This is a genomic window from Paenibacillus kribbensis (genome assembly GCF_002240415.1).
GTDB lineage: Bacteria > Bacillota > Bacilli > Paenibacillales > Paenibacillaceae > Paenibacillus > Paenibacillus kribbensis.
The window spans coordinates 2,319,216-2,337,335 of sequence record NZ_CP020028.1 but is presented as its reverse complement, the minus strand read 5'-3'; the positions used below and the strand labels follow the sequence as shown (position 1 = coordinate 2,337,335).

At 49.4% G+C, this 18,120-nt stretch carries 19 protein-coding genes; all 19 read right to left on the bottom strand.

Going from position 1 to position 18,120, the window contains the following annotated elements:
* Positions 1 to 55: 55 nt before the first annotated feature.
* Positions 56 to 1,144 (bottom strand): prephenate dehydrogenase, encoded by a 1,089-nt coding sequence (locus B4V02_RS10560; protein WP_094154733.1) that lies wholly within the window; start codon positions 1,142 to 1,144, stop codon positions 56 to 58.
* A gap of 26 nt (positions 1,145 to 1,170) precedes the next feature.
* On the bottom strand, positions 1,171 to 2,274 hold the full coding sequence (hisC, locus tag B4V02_RS10555; RefSeq protein WP_094154732.1) for a histidinol-phosphate transaminase: 1,104 nt from the start codon (positions 2,272 to 2,274) through the stop codon (positions 1,171 to 1,173).
* A gap of 59 nt (positions 2,275 to 2,333) precedes the next feature.
* Entirely contained in the window at positions 2,334 to 3,140 is an 807-nt protein-coding gene (gene trpA, locus B4V02_RS10550; protein WP_094154731.1) for a tryptophan synthase subunit alpha, read from the bottom strand.
* A complete protein-coding gene (trpB, locus tag B4V02_RS10545; RefSeq protein ID WP_094154730.1) occupies positions 3,137 to 4,333 on the bottom strand; it encodes a tryptophan synthase subunit beta in 1,197 nt (398 codons plus the stop codon). Before trpB ends, trpA begins: the two co-directional genes overlap by 4 nt.
* Positions 4,330 to 5,016: a phosphoribosylanthranilate isomerase gene (locus B4V02_RS10540; protein ID WP_094154729.1), complete on the bottom strand. Its 687-nt coding sequence runs from the start codon at positions 5,014 to 5,016 to the stop codon at positions 4,330 to 4,332. Before B4V02_RS10540 ends, trpB begins: the two co-directional genes overlap by 4 nt.
* Complete coding sequence (gene trpC, locus B4V02_RS10535; protein ID WP_094154728.1) at positions 5,013 to 5,807, bottom strand: indole-3-glycerol phosphate synthase TrpC; 795 nt, start codon at positions 5,805 to 5,807, stop codon at positions 5,013 to 5,015. Before trpC ends, B4V02_RS10540 begins: the two co-directional genes overlap by 4 nt.
* A complete protein-coding gene (gene trpD, locus B4V02_RS10530; protein WP_094154727.1) occupies positions 5,797 to 6,843 on the bottom strand; it encodes an anthranilate phosphoribosyltransferase in 1,047 nt (348 codons plus the stop codon). The genes trpC and trpD overlap by 11 nt, the downstream gene beginning before the upstream one ends.
* Before the next feature lie 75 nt (positions 6,844 to 6,918).
* A complete protein-coding gene (gene trpE, locus B4V02_RS10525; RefSeq protein ID WP_007430823.1) occupies positions 6,919 to 8,469 on the bottom strand; it encodes an anthranilate synthase component I in 1,551 nt (516 codons plus the stop codon).
* A 382-nt stretch (positions 8,470 to 8,851) separates the two neighbouring features.
* Positions 8,852 to 9,226, bottom strand: a complete 375-nt coding sequence (aroH, locus tag B4V02_RS10520) for a chorismate mutase (protein WP_007430824.1) — start codon at positions 9,224 to 9,226, stop codon at positions 8,852 to 8,854.
* Positions 9,227 to 9,228: 2 nt separating this feature from the next.
* Positions 9,229 to 10,323, bottom strand: a complete 1,095-nt coding sequence (aroB, locus tag B4V02_RS10515) for a 3-dehydroquinate synthase (RefSeq protein WP_094154726.1) — start codon at positions 10,321 to 10,323, stop codon at positions 9,229 to 9,231.
* A gap of 1 nt (position 10,324) precedes the next feature.
* Positions 10,325 to 11,494 carry a chorismate synthase gene (gene aroC / locus B4V02_RS10510; protein WP_007430826.1) on the bottom strand — a complete coding sequence of 390 codons (1,170 nt, stop codon included), beginning with the start codon at positions 11,492 to 11,494 and terminating at the stop codon, positions 10,325 to 10,327.
* A gap of 232 nt (positions 11,495 to 11,726) precedes the next feature.
* The gene (locus B4V02_RS10505; protein ID WP_007430827.1) at positions 11,727 to 12,527 is read right to left on the bottom strand and encodes a CheR family methyltransferase; all 801 of its coding nucleotides are present in this window, start codon (positions 12,525 to 12,527) and stop codon (positions 11,727 to 11,729) included.
* A gap of 30 nt (positions 12,528 to 12,557) precedes the next feature.
* Positions 12,558 to 13,001, bottom strand: a complete 444-nt coding sequence (gene ndk / locus B4V02_RS10500; protein ID WP_094154725.1) for a nucleoside-diphosphate kinase — start codon at positions 12,999 to 13,001, stop codon at positions 12,558 to 12,560.
* 111 nt (positions 13,002 to 13,112) lie between these two features.
* A complete protein-coding gene (locus B4V02_RS10495) occupies positions 13,113 to 14,087 on the bottom strand; it encodes a polyprenyl synthetase family protein (RefSeq protein WP_094154724.1) in 975 nt (324 codons plus the stop codon).
* Positions 14,084 to 14,950, bottom strand: coding sequence for a menaquinone biosynthetic enzyme MqnA/MqnD family protein (locus tag B4V02_RS10490; RefSeq protein ID WP_094154723.1), 867 nt, complete (start codon positions 14,948 to 14,950; stop codon positions 14,084 to 14,086). The genes B4V02_RS10495 and B4V02_RS10490 overlap by 4 nt, the downstream gene beginning before the upstream one ends.
* On the bottom strand, positions 14,907 to 15,569 hold the full coding sequence (locus B4V02_RS10485; RefSeq protein WP_094154722.1) for a UbiX family flavin prenyltransferase: 663 nt from the start codon (positions 15,567 to 15,569) through the stop codon (positions 14,907 to 14,909). The genes B4V02_RS10490 and B4V02_RS10485 overlap by 44 nt, the downstream gene beginning before the upstream one ends.
* A gap of 5 nt (positions 15,570 to 15,574) precedes the next feature.
* The gene (locus B4V02_RS10480) at positions 15,575 to 16,441 is read right to left on the bottom strand and encodes a UbiA-like polyprenyltransferase (RefSeq protein WP_007430832.1); all 867 of its coding nucleotides are present in this window, start codon (positions 16,439 to 16,441) and stop codon (positions 15,575 to 15,577) included.
* Complete coding sequence (locus B4V02_RS10475; protein WP_094154721.1) at positions 16,434 to 17,162, bottom strand: demethylmenaquinone methyltransferase; 729 nt, start codon at positions 17,160 to 17,162, stop codon at positions 16,434 to 16,436. Before B4V02_RS10475 ends, B4V02_RS10480 begins: the two co-directional genes overlap by 8 nt.
* Positions 17,163 to 17,171: 9 nt before the next feature.
* Entirely contained in the window at positions 17,172 to 18,041 is an 870-nt protein-coding gene (locus B4V02_RS10470) for a heptaprenyl diphosphate synthase component 1 (RefSeq protein WP_094154720.1), read from the bottom strand.
* Between the last annotated feature and the right edge of the window lie 79 nt (positions 18,042 to 18,120).

Here is an 18,120-nt window from a genome sequence, read left to right as displayed (position 1 = left end):
CGTAAGACCAAATGGATCGCGGAGCGACCTCCTTAACAAACACCCGCTTTCCTTCCTATACCACTACTTTATAGCTCATCGAATCAAGCAGGACTTTGGCACGTTCCCAATCCCGCTCCTGTCGGAAGGAAAGCCGCAGAATGCCTGGAACATCCTCCCTGCTTTCGATGATTTGCATATTGCTCAGGTTAATACTGTGATTTCCCAGTTCCATCGCAATCCTGCCGATAATACCAGGGGTATCCGGTACATCAATATACAGATCAAACGTTGAGACGATGACACCTTTGCGGCGCTCCGGCAGTTCACTACGGAAATTACCTGCCGTCCAAAACTCGTCAGCGATTCCCTCTCCGTCTTGTGTTCTCAGTAAATGGGTAAAACGCTCAATCTGCCCGTTCCATTCTTCCAGCAGACCTAGCAAAACATCGCGATTACTTAGCAAAATGTCCCGCCACACAATCGGATCACTAGAGGCTATGCGCGTAATATCACGGAATCCGCCCGCAGCCAATGTGCGGTATAGCGGATTTTCATCATTGTGCTTTCGCACCTGATTGACCAGGGCCGCTGCAATAATGTGCGGAAGATGGCTGATTGCTCCGACAATGTCATCGTGCATGTCAGGCTGGACGCGTACAACCTGAGCCCCCGTATATTTTAGCAGCCGCTCCAGCGAGCCGTACGCTTCCTCAGGCACATCCTCTGCCGGGGAGAGCACATAATAAGCGTTCTCAAACAGCAGCGCGGAAGCAGCCTTTACACCTGAACGCTCCGAGCCGGCCATCGGATGACCGCCGATAAAATAAGCGTTATGCAAAGAAATTTCCGCTGCTTTTTTGGCAATCGACGATTTCGTGCTGCCTACATCGGTAATAATACAACCTGCTTTAAGCGGCAGCCTGCTTAACAGTTCCAGATAATGCTCCAGTAAACCAACCGGTACGCATAAAAAAATAAAATCGGCATCCTCTGCCGCCTCTTCAACCGAAAGAGTCGCGGTGTCCACGACACCACGGCTTAACATGGGTTCCACCAGTTCAGGGAGATGGGCATGACCCACAACGGTGATGCCCGGCTTCCCTTTAAAACAAAGTGCGAGGGACCCACCAATCAATCCCACGCCGAAAATGGCAATCTTCATCAATTATCAAATCCCATCTGCGGAAATTATAGGCGTACTTTCGCCGCTTCCGCCCCCAGGACCTGTTCCAGCGCACGGATAAACAATTCATTTTGCGGCTGCGATCCAACGGACACCCTAATATATGTCGGATATTTATGATGACCAGCGCGAATGATCACGCCTTTACGAAGCAATTCCTGAAAAACCTCACCGGATGGACGACGCACATCCAGCATAATAAAGTTACCGTGTGCCGGAAAAGACTCCAGCCCAAGACGCTCCAGCTCATTTTGCAAATAAGCTATGCCCTCTGCGTTGCGATCCCGACATTCCCGAACAAATTCCTGGTCCTCCAAAGCTGCAATCGCCGCAGCCTGCGCTACCCGTGAAGTATTGAACGGCTCACGAACCTGATTGATCAAACGGATGGTAGACTCGGCACCCATACCATAGCCGATACGCAGCGAAGCCAGACCATAGATTTTGGAGAACGTGCGAAGTACCACCAAATTCTCATACGCTGACAACAAACGAATGCCGTCCGGATACGAGCGGTCCGTCACAAACTCGGCATAAGCCTCATCCAGCACGACCATCACATGCTTTGGCACCTGGTCCAAAAAGGCAATCAGCTCTGCTTCGGGGACAATGGTGCCTGTCGGATTATTCGGATTACAAATCCAAATAATTTTTGTACGGTCATTGATTTGAGCCAGCATAGCGTCCAAATCATGCACACCGTCGCGCAAAGGCACCTCAACAGCAACCGCTCCCTCAATTTCCACGTTACTTTTGTATACGGAAAAAGTCTGATCGGCCATGATGCTTTCTTCCCCGGGAAGCAGAAACGCACGCGTAATCAACGCAATAATTTCGTCAGAGCCACAGCCATAAATAAACTGCTCCTCTTTCAGGCCCGTCTGTTTGGCCAGCGCCTGTGTCAAAGCTACCGCGCTTCCGTCAGGATAGACACTAATGTTGGCAAACTCCTGCTGAATGGCCTTCAATACTTTGGGAGAACTGCCATACGGATTTTCATTGGAAGCAAGCTTGATCACTTCATCAAGTCCCAGCTCGCGTTTTACGTCTTCAATCGGTTTGCCGGGCTGATATACTGGCAAATGTACAATATGCGGTTTAGGTTGCATGCCCCTACCTCCTCTATCCAATCAGAACTAAATGTGTTGCTCTCTATATTGACGCCAAATTACTGCTTTAATTGTGCCACAAAATCACGAATTTGCAAAAGCCCTTCTTCTCTGCGCGCAGAATCCTCCAGCAATGGAATGGCTTCCTCCACCTGACGCACAATGGCACTGCCAACCACAACTCCATCACAAATGTCTGAGAACCGGACGACCTGCTCCCGATTTGAAATACCAAAGCCTATCGCCACCGGAATGTCGGTATGCCGTTTGACCTGCGTAATAAAGCCCTCAATCCCTTCAAAAAAGGAAGCTCTCTCCCCGGTTACACCAAGCGAGGATACACAATATACAAATCCACGGGCATGACGGACAATCCGCTCAATCCGCTGCTCAGAAGTTGGAGCCACCAGCGGGATTAGATGCACTCCTACCTCTGCCGCCCGTGCTCCCAGCTCTTCCGCTTCCTCAAGCGGAAGGTCGGGAATAATCAGACCGCTGATACCGTGCTTCTGCAAGCCACTAAAGAAAGCATCCATGCCCATCTGCAATACAGGATTGTAATACGTAAACAAAATAAAAGGCAGGCTTGAACCTGCCGCCCTAGCCAGAGAAGCTGTTTCCATGCAGGTGCGGATCGAGATTTGCCGTTTGAGTGCACGCTCAGACGCACGCTGAATGACAGGACCGTCAGCCAGCGGGTCGGAATACGGAACACCCAGCTCCAATATATCGGCTCCGGCAGACTCTAACTGCCGAATAATCTCCACCGTAGTCTCCACATCTGGGTCGCCCACCGTCAGAAAAGGAATTAATGCCGTTTTGCCTTCACTTTTAAGGCGTTCAAACGCCTGATCAATTAAATTCATGACGGATTTCCTCCCAAATACTTGATAATGGAGTCCACATCTTTATCCCCGCGCCCGGACAAGCAAATTACGATAATATCATCTGCCGTCAACGTAGGTGCCAGCTTGACGACCTGCGCAACGGCATGCGCCGACTCTAATGCAGGAAGTATGCCTTCTGTACGGCAGAGGAGCTGGAGTGCATCGAGCGCTTCCTGATCGGTAATTGGAACATATTTGGCCCGTTCAATATCTTTCAGATACGAATGCTCCGGTCCAACACCTGGATAATCCAGTCCGGCCGAGATGGAATGCGCAGGCTGCACTTGTCCGTATTCATCCTGAAGCAGATAACTCATCGAGCCTTGGAAGACCCCTTGCGTTCCCTTGCTCATCGTTGCCGCATGGAATTCTGTGTCAACGCCTTTTCCAGCAGCTTCCACACCGATTAAAGCAACGCCCTCATCCTCGATAAAAGGATAAAACATGCCGATGGCATTGCTTCCGCCACCGATCGCTGCCACGACGACATCCGGGAGTCTGCCTTCCTTTTCCAAAATCTGACGGCGAGTCTCATCACCAATCACTCGCTGGAAGTCCCGCACCATCATCGGATACGGATGGGGACCAACAGCCGAACCCAAAATATAAAATGTATCATGGACATGGCTCACCCAGTAACGCAAAGCTTCATTCCCGGCATCCTTAAGTGTACGTGTACCCGATGTCACCGGAATGACCTCTGCACCCAAAAGCTGCATCCGGAATACGTTTAACTGCTGGCGCACAGTATCCTCTTCACCCATAAACACCTTGCATTCCAGTCCAAGCAACGCGGCTACAGTCGCTGTCGCGACACCATGCTGTCCTGCGCCTGTTTCGGCAATGACCTTTTGTTTGCCCATGCGCTTCGCCAGCAATCCCTGTGCCAAGGCATTATTGATTTTGTGGGCACCGGTATGATTCAAATCTTCGCGCTTCAAGTAAATTTTAGCCTCGCCTAAATGCTTGCTCAGACGCTCTGCATGGTAAAGCGGTGTTTCCCGGCCAGAATAGTCCTTTAGAAGTCCGTTCAGCTCTGCTTTAAATTCCGGATCATCTGCATACTTCCGGTAGGATTCCTCCAATTCAATCAGTGCGTTCATTAACGTCTCCGGTACGAAGCGTCCGCCAAATGTCCCAAAACGTCCGTTGCTATCAGGTAATTGTGTCATGCCTGCTTCACCCTTTCTACGAATGCCGTGATTTTTGAAATGTCCTTGACTCCATTTGTCTCTACGCCGCTGGACACATCCAGCCCTTCAGGATGGTACTCGGCAACCAGCTTTTCCGCATTATCAGCTGTCAGTCCGCCGGCTACAAACAAAGGAATTCCATGTTGATGGGTCCAAGCGTGATAGGCCGGAATTCGATCCCATGCAAACGTTCTGCCAGAACCGCCACCATACAGTGGGTCATATGTATCCAGCAGTAAAGCGTCAATTGTACCTGCATAGGCTTCCAATTCGTCTGCCGGACGTTCCGTCTGGCCCTTCATCGGCTGCTGCTGACCGTCTACAGACCAAGCCTTGAATACCTGTACGCCAAAACTCTCCCTGATCTCGCTGCAGCGCTGCGGACTCTCCTGTCCATGCAGCTGAATGACATCCAATGGAGCTTGCTCCATCACATCATTTAGCAGCGCATCATCTGGATTCACAAACACACCCACGCTGCGCGGTCTGCTGACCGGAGTCCATTCATCCAATACGCGAAGCAGCTCTCCAGCCTGTGCGCCGTCAATCCGGCGCTTACTGTCGGCAAACACAAAACCTATATAATCGACCGGTAAGTTTACCATAGATTTTAGCACTTCAACGCTTTGAAGTCCACAAATTTTTACGCCCGTTTTCTTCATGCTGTAACCCCGTTCATCAAATCCGCTACAGCTTGACCCACATCATCCTTGCGCATCAGGTGCTCTCCTACCAGGATACCGTGTGCGCCTACCGAATGCAGATATTTTACATCCTCAGGCCCGGCTATGCCGCTTTCACTAATAAACGTAACTCCTTTAGGGATCAGTGCAATCAGCTCTTCCGTCGTTTGGAGGCGGGTCTCGAACGTCCGCAAATTGCGATTGTTTACTCCAATCAGAGTTGCTGTGCCCAAATCCAGCACCCCTTTAAGCTCCTCGCTGTCATGCACCTCCACCAATGCGTCCAGCCCCAGGTCTTTGGCGATCTGTATAAACGACCCCAAAACACGTGGCTCCAGTATAGCTGCAATCAATAGCACCGCATCGGCTCCCAGTAGACGAGCTTCATAAATTTGCCGTTCATCAATGATAAAATCCTTTCGCAGCAGCGGAATGTTTACTTGCTCACGAATTTGCTGCAAATATTCTGGACTGCCCTGAAAATACGTCACATCTGTCAGGACAGAAATACAATCGGCTCCAGCTCCCTCATAGGCACGGGCAATGTTCACCGGATGGAAATCCGGTCGGATGAGCCCTTTGGACGGAGAAGCCTTTTTCACTTCAGCAATCAGCCCCAGCGGCCGGTTGCGACGCACGGCTATCGCGTCCTCAAATCCTCTTGTTGCAGGCAAATTGGAAACCAGCCGTTCCGCTTCACGGATATTAAAATGCTCCTTGAGCTGCTCTACTTCCTGTCGCTTCGTCACCACAATTTTATCAAGATACATATTGATATTCCCCCGTCGCCTGTATTAATTGATCCAGCTTGGACAGTGCCAGCCCGGTGTCAATCGCTTCCGCCGCCCGCGCTACTCCGTCCGCCAAGGTATCCGCTGCGCCTGCTACATAAATACACGCGCCAGCATTCGCTAACACGACGTCCCGGTAAGCTCCGCGCTCTCCGTTCAAAATCCGCCGTATAATGCCGGCGTTAACCTGTGCATCTCCACCCAGCACCTGATCGAGATGATGCATCTGCAAGCCCAGGTCCGACGGCTGAAGTTCGAACGTGTGAACCCTGCCGTCCTTCAGCTCAGATACTCGCGTCGGAGCCGAAATACTGATTTCATCCAAACCGTCCAGACTGCTGACAACCATGGCCCGTTTGGAGCCAAGCTGATTCAGCACCTCGGCAATCACTTCCGTTTTTCCAGCATCATAAACGCCCAGCAGCTGTCGATCTGCACCAGCCGGATTCGTCAACGGACCCAGCATATTGAACACCGTCCGCACTCCCAGCTCACGACGCGGCGCAGCAGCATGCTTCATCGACGGATGATATAACTGCGCAAATAAAAAACAAATGCCGATCCGATCCAGACATGACCGAGCCTGATCACTCGTCAGGTGAATGTTGACTCCGAGTGCCTCCAGCACATCTGCACTTCCGGCGCGGCTGCTTGCAGAACGATTGCCATGCTTCGCCACCCGTACAGACAGCGAAGCGGCGATGATAGCAGATACTGTAGAAATATTAAACTTGTGAATACCCGAACCTCCGGTTCCGCATGTGTCCAGCAGACGAGTCTCACCTTCTCCAGTCAGCACTGGACTCGCGTAACTGCGCATAGCCTCGGCAAAGCCGGTGATTTCATCCACCGTCTCTCCTTTGATACGAAGAGCTGTCAGCAGCCCGCCAATTTGCGCCTGCGTGGCACTCCCACTCATAATCTGTTCCATTACACTGCGGGCCTCCGCACGTGAAAGATGCTGTCCCTCAATAACCCGGCTTAAACCCACTTGCATCATGTTATGTCCTTCCATCGTCGTCTCCTCCTCAAAATCAGATTTTTGTGTGTTCCGTCTCCCGCAATGAAGTGTTACTTGATCAAAACTTGCTTAGGGAGTGTACAAATAATCCTGATTGATGACGCTGTTGTAGGGCTGTGTCGTTGCCGGGAACATCGCCTCTGCCGTACGGATTGCCTTCAGCAATGCCTTGGCCTTGTTCACCGTCTCCTGGTACTCGCTTTCCGGAACCGAGTCCCACACAATTCCTGCTCCTGCCTGGACATAGGCCCGGTTCTTTTTAAACACGATTGTGCGGATCGTAATACAAGCATCCATATTGCCCGAAAAGCCCAAATATCCGATAGCTCCTGCATAGGGTCCGCGCGCTTCCCGCTCCAGCTCGGCAATAATCTCCATGGCACGCAGCTTCGGGGCCCCCGATACGGTGCCCGCTGGCAGGCAGGACAGGAAAGCATCAAAGAAATCTTTATCCTCACGCAGTTCACCCGACACGTTGGACACAATGTGCATGACGTGGGAATAGCGTTCAATCTCCATAAACGTATCGCATTTGACTGTACCGAACCGGGATACGCGGCCCAGATCATTTCTGCCCAAATCGACCAGCATCAAATGCTCGGCACGTTCTTTTTCATCCTTCAACAATTCTTCAGCAAGTGCTGCATCCTCTGTCTCCGTGACGCCACGCGGCCTCGTCCCTGCAATAGGGCGGGTTTCTACCCGACCGTTTTCTACCTTGACAAGCGCCTCCGGCGAAGTGCCCACGATGATCTCGTCATCCATTTTCAAATAATACATGTATGGCGACGGGTTCATCGTGCGCAGCACGCGGTATACCTGCAAAGGAGAAGCCTCAGTATCAATGTGAAAACGCTGGGATAGTACAACCTGAAAAATATCACCAGAGCGAATATATTCCTTTGCCTGCTCCACGTTTGCAATAAACTGCTCCTTCGTCACATTCGATTGAATCTCACCCAGTTCCACATCATCAGGAATGGAACCTGATCCCAATCTCTCCGGTGGTGTTTGCTTGCGCAGATACTGCGCCGTTTCCTCCAGCTTGCGCTCCACCTCAGCATAGGCAGCACGAATGTCCTCATCGCGGAACCCTTCGCCCACATGTACATTGCCAACCAGCAAAATTTGCTGCTTCACATGATCAAAAACAATCACCTGATCGCAGAACATAAAACGGATATCATCCATATTCAAATCATCTACCGAATGCTCCGGCAGCTTTTCATAGTATTGAAGCAGATCATATCCAAAAAATCCGATCGCTCCGCCTGTAAATGGAGGCATTTCTTTCAGCTTGGGACTGCGATATTTGCGAAGCAATGCCTTGAGCGCTTCAAGCGGCTTGTCGTTCAAAATTTGCCGTTTGCCATGTTGCTCCAAAATCAAACGGCCTTTTTTACCCGAAACCATCAGGAACGGATCGGTCCCGATGAATGAATGGCGCGCCCATTGCTCGCCTCCCTCTACACTCTCCAGCAGAAAGGCTCGGTCCCGCTCCGCATACCGACGGAAAATCCGAATCGGCGTCTCCATATCGGCCAGCACTTTTTTGTACACAGGAATCAGGTTAAATTCATTCGCCATCGTTATCACTTGCTCCACATGCGGCGTTAACATGAGATCACTTCCTTTCCAATTTGGCGCAGACCCAAAGGAGAGAATATAAAAAAGCCTCTACCTGGAAGGTAGAGGCTGTCAGTTATTGAAATTATAAGAATGCGACCATATGTAAAAAGATTACAACAAACAGGCAAAGTATGCACTTATCCCTCTGCATAACCCGTGGCTAACTCAAATAAGCTTCGCTGTCGAAGATACATCTTTTCATAGGCATCAGCTTACTGTCACCGTCGGTCTCTGTAATCTCATATGGAATTGGCTCGGACTGCACTCTTCTCATCTCAACTCAACTGGCTCTGGCTAACTCTACTCAACTCTGCTACACACACTATATCTCATCGGATGTTACTTTGGCAACCATCAACTTAAAAAAAGGGCGTTACTTCCCTTCGGAAGCCAGATCCGGTCTTAACGCCTGCGCTCCGTTTAAATATACATGTTTGATTTCACGTTGGGATTTATGGGTGTTCACCTGTACCAACAAACGGATACATTTGGGCAAACTACCTGCGACAGGGATTTCCAATCCACACATAAGTGGAACCATATCCCATCCGTCAAGCTGACGGATAGCCTTAGCTGGAAACGCAGCGTCCAGGTCATGGGTGACCGTAATCCAGACATTGCTAATGTCTTCAGGCTGAATTTCATTGTAGGATACGATTTCATCCAACAGCTGGCTGGTCGCTTCCAAAATTTCATTTTCTTCATTATTCGCTACAGTCGTCGCGCCACGAATTCCACGATTGTACATTTTTACGCCTCCTCTTTTAACTGTTCAATGACTTGCCTGATGTCAGAGACGGGAATATCCTTCACAACCTCCACGCGCCCGATGCTGCGCGGGACGACAAAAGTAATGCTGCCTTCTTTAAACTTTTTGTCATGCATCATCGCCTCCAGCAGCCGATCCGTATCAAGATGTGCTGGAAGGGAGGTTGGCAGCCGCAGAGAAGACAGCATATCTCTTGTCACTTCGACCAAAGCGGGGTCTGCCCCCAGCTTCACGCCCAGAAGCGCGGAGCCGACCATCCCAATCGAAATCGCTTCTCCGTGTAAAAACTCGCCATATCCCGCAATTGCTTCAATGGCATGACCAATCGTATGACCGAGGTTTAAAATAGCACGCAAATCATTTTCCCGTTCATCGCGTGACACCACTTCAGCTTTCACAGAGCAGCCCTTCTCTAGTCCATACTCCAGAGCTGCCGCATCCAAAGCCAGCAAATCTGCCGCATGATCACGGCACCAGTAGGCGAAATTGGCATCCCAGATCAAACCGTGCTTGATCATTTCAGCCAGCCCGGCGGATACTTCGCGCGGAGGCAATGTAGACAACGTATCTACGTCATACAGCACGAGTTCCGGCTGATGGAAGGCTCCAATCATATTTTTGGCCAAAGGATGATTGATGCCGACCTTCCCTCCTACACTGCTGTCATGGGCAAGGATCGTCGTAGGAATTTGTACGAACTTGACGCCTCTCATATACGAGGCCGCCACAAATCCAGCCAGATCGCCCACTACACCACCGCCAAGTGCAATCACGGCTGAATGGCGATCCAAACCGCCCTGAATGGCTGCAGTTATGACCTGCTCAAACACAGCCAGCGACTTGGATGTTTCACCCGGCTTGACGACAAAGGATTCCGTCTTGTAGCCCGACTTCTGAAGATTGCTCTCCAGTGTCGCCAAGTAAAATGACGCTGTATGTTCGTCAGAAACAATCAACAATGGACTTTTTTGCGCAATTCCTCGTTCCTTCAGAAACTCTCCGGCCCGATGCAGCAGCCCACGCCCGATGTGAATGGGATAGGAACGTTCTCCGAGTTGTACCGTCAGCGTACTCATCTTAATACCGTCCCAGTTGTTCTTCGTAGGATGCAATATTTGCGCGGATCTCTTCAATCGAATCCCCGCCGAATTTTTCAAGCAAAGCCTTTGCAATCTCCCAGGCTACGACATGCTCCATAACCACACTTGCCGCCGGTACCGCACATGCATCCGAACGCTCAACCTGTGCAGTGAACGCTTCCTTCGTATCAATGTCGACGCTTTGCAGCGGTTTATACAAAGTTGGGATCGGCTTCATGACACCGCGAACCACAACAGGCATTCCATTGGTCATGCCACCCTCAAAACCGCCCAAACGGTTGGTACGACGGTGGTATCCACGTTCCTCATCATACAGAATCTCATCATGCACCTGTGAGCCGCGCAGTTCTCCTGCTTCGAAGCCGATACCGATTTCTACGCCCTTGAAGGCATTAATGGACATGACGCCTTGGGCAATGCGTGCATCCAGCTTCCGATCATATTGTACATGGCTGCCCAGACCAATCGGGACGCCTTCCACGATACATTCCACTACCCCACCGACCGAATCGCCTTCTTGCTTGATCAGGTCAATGTACGCTTCCATTTTCTTTTCGGTTTCTGGATCGGTCACTCTCACGGAAGAAGCTTCCGTCACGGCAATCAGCTCATCGATCGGCAAATCACGGTAAGGAGCCTCGATTTCTCCAATGCGGATGACCTGACCTGCCACCTTGATTCCGAACTCTGCCAGCAATTGACGGGCCAAGCCACCACACGCGACACGAATCGCAGTTTCACGCGCACTGGAGCGCTCCAGCACGTTACGCAGGTCCTTCAGGTTGTATTTCATTCCGCCGTTCAAATCGGCATGACCCGGACGCGGACGGTGAACCCGGCGCTTTTCTTCATCACTGCCTTCGATCGGCTCAATATTCATAATATTCTGCCAGTGCTTCCAATCGTTATTTTCCACAATCAGTGCAATCGGTGCACCTGTGGTATAACCGTGACGTACGCCTCCGGCAATGCTCGCCGTGTCCTTTTCAATCTGCATACGCCGCCCCCGTCCATACCCTTTCTGACGACGGTGCAGCTGAAAATTCAGTTCCTCAAAATCCAATTTTAAATTGCTGGGCATGCCCTCTACAATTGCAGTTAGCTGGGGACCATGCGTTTCCCCCGCGGTTAAATAACGTAAACTCATGACGCGTTCCCCCTTTAAACTGTTAAACTGTGCATCGCTAAAATCTTTAACTGTGCTTCATTATAGTATACGCACCTTTCTTTGACAAGAAAAGCCACAGGTATGCAGATAAACAAAAAACACGCCCCTTAGGCAAAGCCAAAGGACGTGCATTTCAGATAAGCAAGCATCAACGTGCTCATGATCCAAAAAACAAAAATATCTCATTACGAATTATCGATATATGTCTGGGCTATGCTTTTTTACGATAAAAAAAGGTTTCCGTCGATTCCAGACCATATTGGTTGGGAGAAAAAATTTGCTCTGTACTGCCCACAAACAGTACACCGCCGGGACGAAGACTGGCTGCAAACTTCTGGTACAGCTTATGCTTGGCCTCTTCAGTAAAATAAATCATAACATTGCGACAGATAATGAGGTCATAGTTGTCTTCAAACGAATCCAGCAGCAAATTTTGCTTTTGAAATTTCACAGCCTGTTTCAAACGGTCATCCACGCGAAACATCGCACCATCCGGTTTGAAATATTTGCTGGCTACCTGCTCAGGCACATCCTTGAGCGAACGCTCCAAATATCTGCCTTCCTTGGCTTTGGCCAATGCACCATCATCAATATCGGAAGCCGTAATAGAACAATTCCCCAAGATCCCCTTGCCGTCCAGAACCATAGCCAAACTGTAAGGCTCCTCGCCAGTCGAACAAGCCGCGCTCCACAGCTTGAGCTTCTGCTTGCCTGCAAGCAGCTGTGGCAGAATCGTATCCCGCAGCACTTCCCACCGATTGGGATTACGCCAAAATTCCGAAACATTGATCGTCATACGATCCAGAAATTCATAAAACAGGGGTTTTTCCTTCATCATGGCATCATAAAAAGAAACAAAACTGGGAAACCCGTTTTTGTTGCGAAGTGTCGTTAACCGCCTTTTCATCTGTGCTTCTTTGTATTGTGCAAGATCAATACCTGTGCTGTCCTTAATTTTGCGGATAAACGCCGTGTAATCGGGGTCCGTCTGACCCAGTTCCAAATCCGTCATGCTACCATCCTTTTTCATACGAGATTAAACTTACATCCAGGTCGCCACGCTTTTCTCATACCGAACCGACTCTTCCGGCATGAAAAAATTCGCAATCTCGCGTTCCGCGCTCTCCGGTGAATCCGAACCGTGTATGAGGTTAAACGGTGTATGTGCAGCAAAGTCTCCCCGGATCGTGCCCGGTAGAGCCTCTGTTACTTGTGTTTTACCAATCAACAGGCGGGAAAGCGTAACGATGTTATCCCCTTCCCAAATCATGGCAAATACAGGGCCTGATGTGATAAAATCTACAAGCTCTTCAAAAAAGGGCTTGCCCACATGCTCCGCATAATGCCGCTGCGCCTGTTCTCTAGATACCTGCACAAGTTTGCCACCCGTCATTTTGAAGCCTTTGTCTTCCAGACGACTGATAATACGTCCAATCAGTCCGCGTTGTACTCCATCCGGTTTAACCATCAAAAACGTGCGATCCATCGGCTCACTCCCAATCCAATCTTAATGTATTTTTACAATACTAATTTGTATTGTAACAGAAAGTTTGAAAGCGGTTAAAGTATTTTATCACTGCAAAAACAAAACACTACTTTAGTAGGAGCGGCGTGTCACAAAATGAGCGATATCGCGGAGCGTTTTTTTCGTTTTGACATCTGGCAGTAAGTCCAGCGCGTTCAGCGCTTTCTTAATATATCGGTCAGCGAGAATTTCCGCTTTAGTGATTCCTTCACTTTTTTTGATCATATCCACCGCTTTACGCGCATCTCCTTGCCCATCCCCGGCCTGAATACGGCCGATTTCAGCCAGCAGATCGTCACGCAGTTCGGGCTGCTTGAGCGCATAAATCACCGGAAGCGTAATATTGCCCTGTCTCATATCGCTGCCCGGCGGCTTGCCAATCTTTTTTTCCGTACCGCAGAGATCGAGCAAGTCATCCTGAATTTGAAAAGCCATCCCTACGTTATAGCCATAGCTGTACAGCAGGGAATTGACTCTTTCCCGTGCCCCCGCAGCCATAGCGCCCAATTGGCAGCTAACCGCAATCAGCAATGCGGTTTTACGCCGTATGCGCAGCAAATAATTACGTACACTTTGATCTACATTAAAAAAATCGCGGATTTGTTCCATTTCACCAATGGACATCTGCACCAGCGCCTTGGACAGCACCCGGTGAATATCCGGACTCGGCAATTCGGCAACTATAGACAGCGCTCGTGCATATATGTAGTCTCCCGTGTACATCGCCACCCGATTGTCCCATTTGGACTTCACAGTGGGTTGACCACGTCTCATTTCAGCATCGTCAATTACGTCATCGTGAACGAGAGAGGCCGAATGAATCAATTCGAGTGGTACCGCTATGTGTTTGAGCTTGTCCAGATCGTATTCTCCAAACTTGCCTCCCAGCAATACAAACACTGGACGTAAACGCTTGCCTCCTGCTTTAAGCAGATGGAGCGACGTATCATTAATCAACGGCTCCGAGCTGTCAATGCTGCGATACAGCTCTTCTTCTATGAAGTTCATATCCTTCTTTAATAAACCGAACAAATCCAATCGTTTCATTCTTTCACCCGTGTCAGCGTATTGTCACTCCAGAGAAGCGGCTTCACTTGCCGGTCAAGCAGCCCCAATTCATGCGCATACTGAAAATAAAGCTCTAAGCCTCTTTGTTCCTTCTCTCCAAAATCATAACACAGATTAGTAAAGTAGCGCTCCCAATAATCTCGCAAGCCACCAATTTCGTTGCAAGCCTCAGAGACAACAGGCGTCAGATCAGCCAAGCTGCGCTGTTTGCTTGCACGAAACGCATTTGTAATTTCAACTAATGCATCGTGATTCTCAGCAGCAACTGCACGGCGCACCGCCCATACGGCAAAGGTCATGCTGTGTCCAGTCCAGCGTTTCCACTCTTCGCCCAGATCCGTTACATACAGACCTTCACTCCGCCAAGAAGCTTTGATCGCGTGATCTCCAATCAGTAGTCCTGCATCTGCCAGACTCAGCATCAAATCCAGATCCGGTTCACAGTCAAAATAGGAGGGCTGGCCTTCCCATGCCTTTTGCATCAGAATTTTCAGCAAATTCACGGATGTAGCAGACGTATTCGTCAATGCAATCGTTCCGTTTTTGATTTCGTTCAGCGGCTTGCGTGAAAACAATAATATGGATTGCACAGGACCGTCGGCACTAACGGATAAATCAGGCAACAGCAGCATCTCCTCCGCACCCGATGCATATGCAAAAGACGACATCGCGCTAATATCCAGACTTCCATTCAGCATACCCCGATTCAATTCAGCCGGGACTTTAGTAATCAGCTCTGCCGGATGCAGAAGCTCTGAAGAATTAAAATAATGAAAAATGGGCCAAGCATTTGTATATTTAATTTTTCCGATTGTGGTCGTCTTGTTGTCCGGTGTTGGCATCGGAATCCCCCCATCTCATAAACAATTGATGTTCGATACGCAAGCTGTCTAATACTTTGCCTACGAGGAACAATACAATGTCATCCAGCGTCTTCGGATGAAAGTAAAAGGCCGGCATGGCCGGAATCATTTTGACGCCGAGTCTCGCAAGTTTAAGCATATTCTCCAAGTGAATGGCATGAAGCGGTGTTTCACGAGGCACAAGGATCAGCGGACGCCCCTCCTTTATCATGACGTCTGCTGCACGTGCCATCAAATTATCGGACGAACCGTGTGCTACCGCAGACAGCGTTCCCATGGAGCATGGCATAATGATCATCGCATCTACAAGATAGGAGCCGCTCGCAATTGAAGCTCCGATATCTGTGAATGGATGGTATACAAGAGAACCGGGACGGCCTCTGAATTGTTCATTCAAAGCCCTCTCCCGGTCAGTCACGTTCCAGCCCAATTCCTCTTTCAGTACCCGCCAGCCGGCATTGGAAACAATCAGGTGAACTGTGTATTGCAAGTCCAGCAATGTTTCCACCAGTCGTACACCATAAATGCTTCCGCTCGCGCCTGTAATGCCGATAACAATCCGTTTTCCTTGATGACTGCTCGCCTGATTCAGATTCATTAGTATTAACGCACCACCAAATCAACCAGTGTAAAAACAAATACGACCATGCTAAGCGCACCGTTCATCGTGAAGAACGCCGTCTGCAAACGACTCAGATCTTTTGGAGATACAATATAATGCTCATAAAATAAAATAATGTACGAAATAATCATCCCTGCCAGATACCACCAGCTTAAATCTGCAATAAAGAAAAGTACAATAAATCCGATTGCCGTAATGACATGGAATGCCCGGGCAATGTTGAGTGCACCTGCTATACCAAAGCGGGCAGGAATGGAATAAACACCCTCGTTCTGGTCAAAATCAATGTCCTGACAAGCATAAATCACATCAAAGCCTGCCGTCCAAAATGCAATGGTGAGGTACAATACGATCGAGATCCAATCGATCTGTCCTGTTACCGCAACCCACGCACCCAGCGGCGCCAAGCCAATCGTCAGCCCCAGCACAACATGACAAAGCCAGGTGAAGCGCTTGGTGTAAGAGTAAAAAACAAGCATAAAAAAGGCCAGCGGGAACAGCTTGAACGCCAGCGGACTTAATTTGAATGATGCCCAGAATAATAACAACAAGCTGATGATAATGAAAATAACCACTTCACTCGATTTGAGCAGCCCTGCCGGGATAGCGCGTCCTGCTGTACGTGGATTTTTCCCGTCAATCACACGGTCAATCATGCGGTTGAAGCCAAAGGCCGCACTGCGTGCGCCAACCATAGCCAGTAAAATCCAACCAATTTGCGGCCATGAGGGGAGGCTGCCTGTCACGACAACCGACCCCAATACAGCCCCCATAAATGCAAATGGGAGCGCAAATAACGTATGTTCAATTTTAATCATTTCCAAAAAAATAGCAATTTTCTTAAACATGCTGACTCTCCTTGATTCCAATATGCAATGCCGCGATGCCTCCGGTGAGTGAATGAGCCTGTACATTCTTTAATCCGATTTCGCGGAAGATGTTAGCCAGCTCATCCCTTCCTGGAAAAAGCGCCAACGAATCAGGGAGCCATTTGTATTGCTCATAACGTTTGGCGAACAATTTGCCGAGCATGGGCAAGATGTGTTGAAAATATGTGTAGTAAATCCCCTTGAACGGCTGCCAGGTAGGCTTGGACAGTTCCAGACAAACGACCTGTCCGCCAGGTTTGACGACTCGTTGCATTTCCCGTAGTACACGGTGCAGATCAGGCACGTTGCGCAGACCGAAACCAATCGTCGCATAATCAAACGAATTGTCTGCAAAAGGCAGTTCCATCGCGTTGCCCTGAACGAGCTTGATTTGCTTTTCACGGGATTCTGATCTAATCTTGCGCTCGCCTACATTAAGCATGTTCTGACTAAAATCCAGTCCCACGATGTGACCACTTTCACTTGCATGCGCCATCGCAAGCGTCCAGTCACATGTCCCACAGCAAAGATCAATTGCCGTATCCCCGTGATGCATGTTCATTTTTTTCATCGTAAATTTTCGCCAAGCCTTGTGTCTGCGAAAGCTCAGTATATCGTTCATCAAGTCGTATTTGCCTGCTATACTTTCAAACACGCCATGAACGAATTGCTCTTTCGGCTTGGTGTCGCTTGCTCCCATGACGTTCACCTAACCTTCCCTCACAACCGGGTGCGGACTATTCAGCAGCTTCAGGAAAGGTTCCAGCATGCGTTCAATTTCCTCGATCCCCGTATTTTGATCATCAGACAGAATTTGCCGGATGTGCATAACAGCCGTGCGAAGCTTGTCCAGTATCGCATCCTCGGCCTTGTACTTCAGAACAAGATTACGCCATGCTTCAATATCAGTACCACTCTCTGAAAGCAGCGCCTGCTCGTTCTGGTCCCCGTTACTGTATACATGCCAGAACATATATCCGAAACGGGATTTGTCCGGTTCTGCTCGCTTGTCCCATTCCTCCACCAGCATATCACAGAGGGCGAATTCGTGGAGAAGCTGCTCCCAAATTTCCCGATCCTGTTCTGCTACAAGTGAAGTTAGAGATAAAAAAAGCTCCTTTTTAAGACGAAGCATCTGGGATAAATACTGAGCCGCATCCAGGCGGAAATGCTTCATCCCCCAATACAGGCTCATCTTACCGGCATTGACCTCACATACGGCATCACTCAGCTTTGAAATAGTCGCAATGCGGCCTGCCAATGCAAGCAGCTGATAAAAGCGGCTGCTAAAATAATCCCCGGCCAACACTTTCAGCTGTCTGGAACGCATCTCCTCCGGACTTCGAATACCGGATAAAGTATCGATCATATCATGCGTATCCAGCCCCATCTGCAAAAGCGAGGTGACCAATGCGTACAGCTCATCCTCGCTGGCATGCAGCTCCTGCATATTCCGGTTCAAAAACACAAATAGCAAGCGGGTACGGCTGTCAGGAAAAGCCGGCATTTCCGTATGTTGTTGAATCATGTCGTATTCCACATATTTCCTTGCTAATTGGGGTACGCGATACGGTTTCATCCTAAGCCTCCGAGCCATGACTTTCTGGTGTATCAAATAATTGCAATGCCTTATATTATATCACAATTTAAAATGATTC

What these genes read in the sequence shown, in the direction of transcription:
- B4V02_RS10475 (WP_094154721.1), bottom strand. Translation starts at nt 17,162, where the DNA reads ATGGGAGCAAGCGACACCAAGCCGAAAGAGCAATTCGTTCATGGCGTG.
- trpB (WP_094154730.1), bottom strand. Translation starts at nt 4,333, where the DNA reads ATGACACAATTACCTGATAGCAACGGACGTTTTGGGACATTTGGCGGA.
- B4V02_RS10505 (WP_007430827.1), bottom strand. Translation starts at nt 12,527, where the DNA reads ATGACGGATTTGGAACTGGGTCAGACGGACCCCGATTACACGGCGTTT.
- aroB (WP_094154726.1), bottom strand. Translation starts at nt 10,323, where the DNA reads ATGAGTACGCTGACGGTACAACTCGGAGAACGTTCCTATCCCATTCAC.
- B4V02_RS10485 (WP_094154722.1), bottom strand. Translation starts at nt 15,569, where the DNA reads ATGAATCTGAATCAGGCGAGCAGTCATCAAGGAAAACGGATTGTTATC.
- aroC (WP_007430826.1), bottom strand. Translation starts at nt 11,494, where the DNA reads ATGAGTTTACGTTATTTAACCGCGGGGGAAACGCATGGTCCCCAGCTA.
- B4V02_RS10540 (WP_094154729.1), bottom strand. Translation starts at nt 5,016, where the DNA reads ATGAAGAAAACGGGCGTAAAAATTTGTGGACTTCAAAGCGTTGAAGTG.
- B4V02_RS10470 (WP_094154720.1), bottom strand. Translation starts at nt 18,041, where the DNA reads ATGAAACCGTATCGCGTACCCCAATTAGCAAGGAAATATGTGGAATAC.
- B4V02_RS10480 (WP_007430832.1), bottom strand. Translation starts at nt 16,441, where the DNA reads ATGTTTAAGAAAATTGCTATTTTTTTGGAAATGATTAAAATTGAACAT.
- B4V02_RS10560 (WP_094154733.1), bottom strand. Translation starts at nt 1,144, where the DNA reads ATGAAGATTGCCATTTTCGGCGTGGGATTGATTGGTGGGTCCCTCGCA.
- trpE (WP_007430823.1), bottom strand. Translation starts at nt 8,469, where the DNA reads ATGTTAACGCCGCATGTGGAGCAAGTGATAACGATGGCGAATGAATTT.
- B4V02_RS10490 (WP_094154723.1), bottom strand. Translation starts at nt 14,950, where the DNA reads ATGCCAACACCGGACAACAAGACGACCACAATCGGAAAAATTAAATAT.
- trpD (WP_094154727.1), bottom strand. Translation starts at nt 6,843, where the DNA reads ATGGAAGGACATAACATGATGCAAGTGGGTTTAAGCCGGGTTATTGAG.
- hisC (WP_094154732.1), bottom strand. Translation starts at nt 2,274, where the DNA reads ATGCAACCTAAACCGCATATTGTACATTTGCCAGTATATCAGCCCGGC.
- trpC (WP_094154728.1), bottom strand. Translation starts at nt 5,807, where the DNA reads ATGTATCTTGATAAAATTGTGGTGACGAAGCGACAGGAAGTAGAGCAG.
- ndk (WP_094154725.1), bottom strand. Translation starts at nt 13,001, where the DNA reads ATGGATCGCACGTTTTTGATGGTTAAACCGGATGGAGTACAACGCGGA.
- trpA (WP_094154731.1), bottom strand. Translation starts at nt 3,140, where the DNA reads ATGAATTTAATTGATCAGGCGTTTGAACGCCTTAAAAGTGAAGGCAAA.
- B4V02_RS10495 (WP_094154724.1), bottom strand. Translation starts at nt 14,087, where the DNA reads ATGAAACGATTGGATTTGTTCGGTTTATTAAAGAAGGATATGAACTTC.
- aroH (WP_007430824.1), bottom strand. Translation starts at nt 9,226, where the DNA reads ATGTACAATCGTGGAATTCGTGGCGCGACGACTGTAGCGAATAATGAA.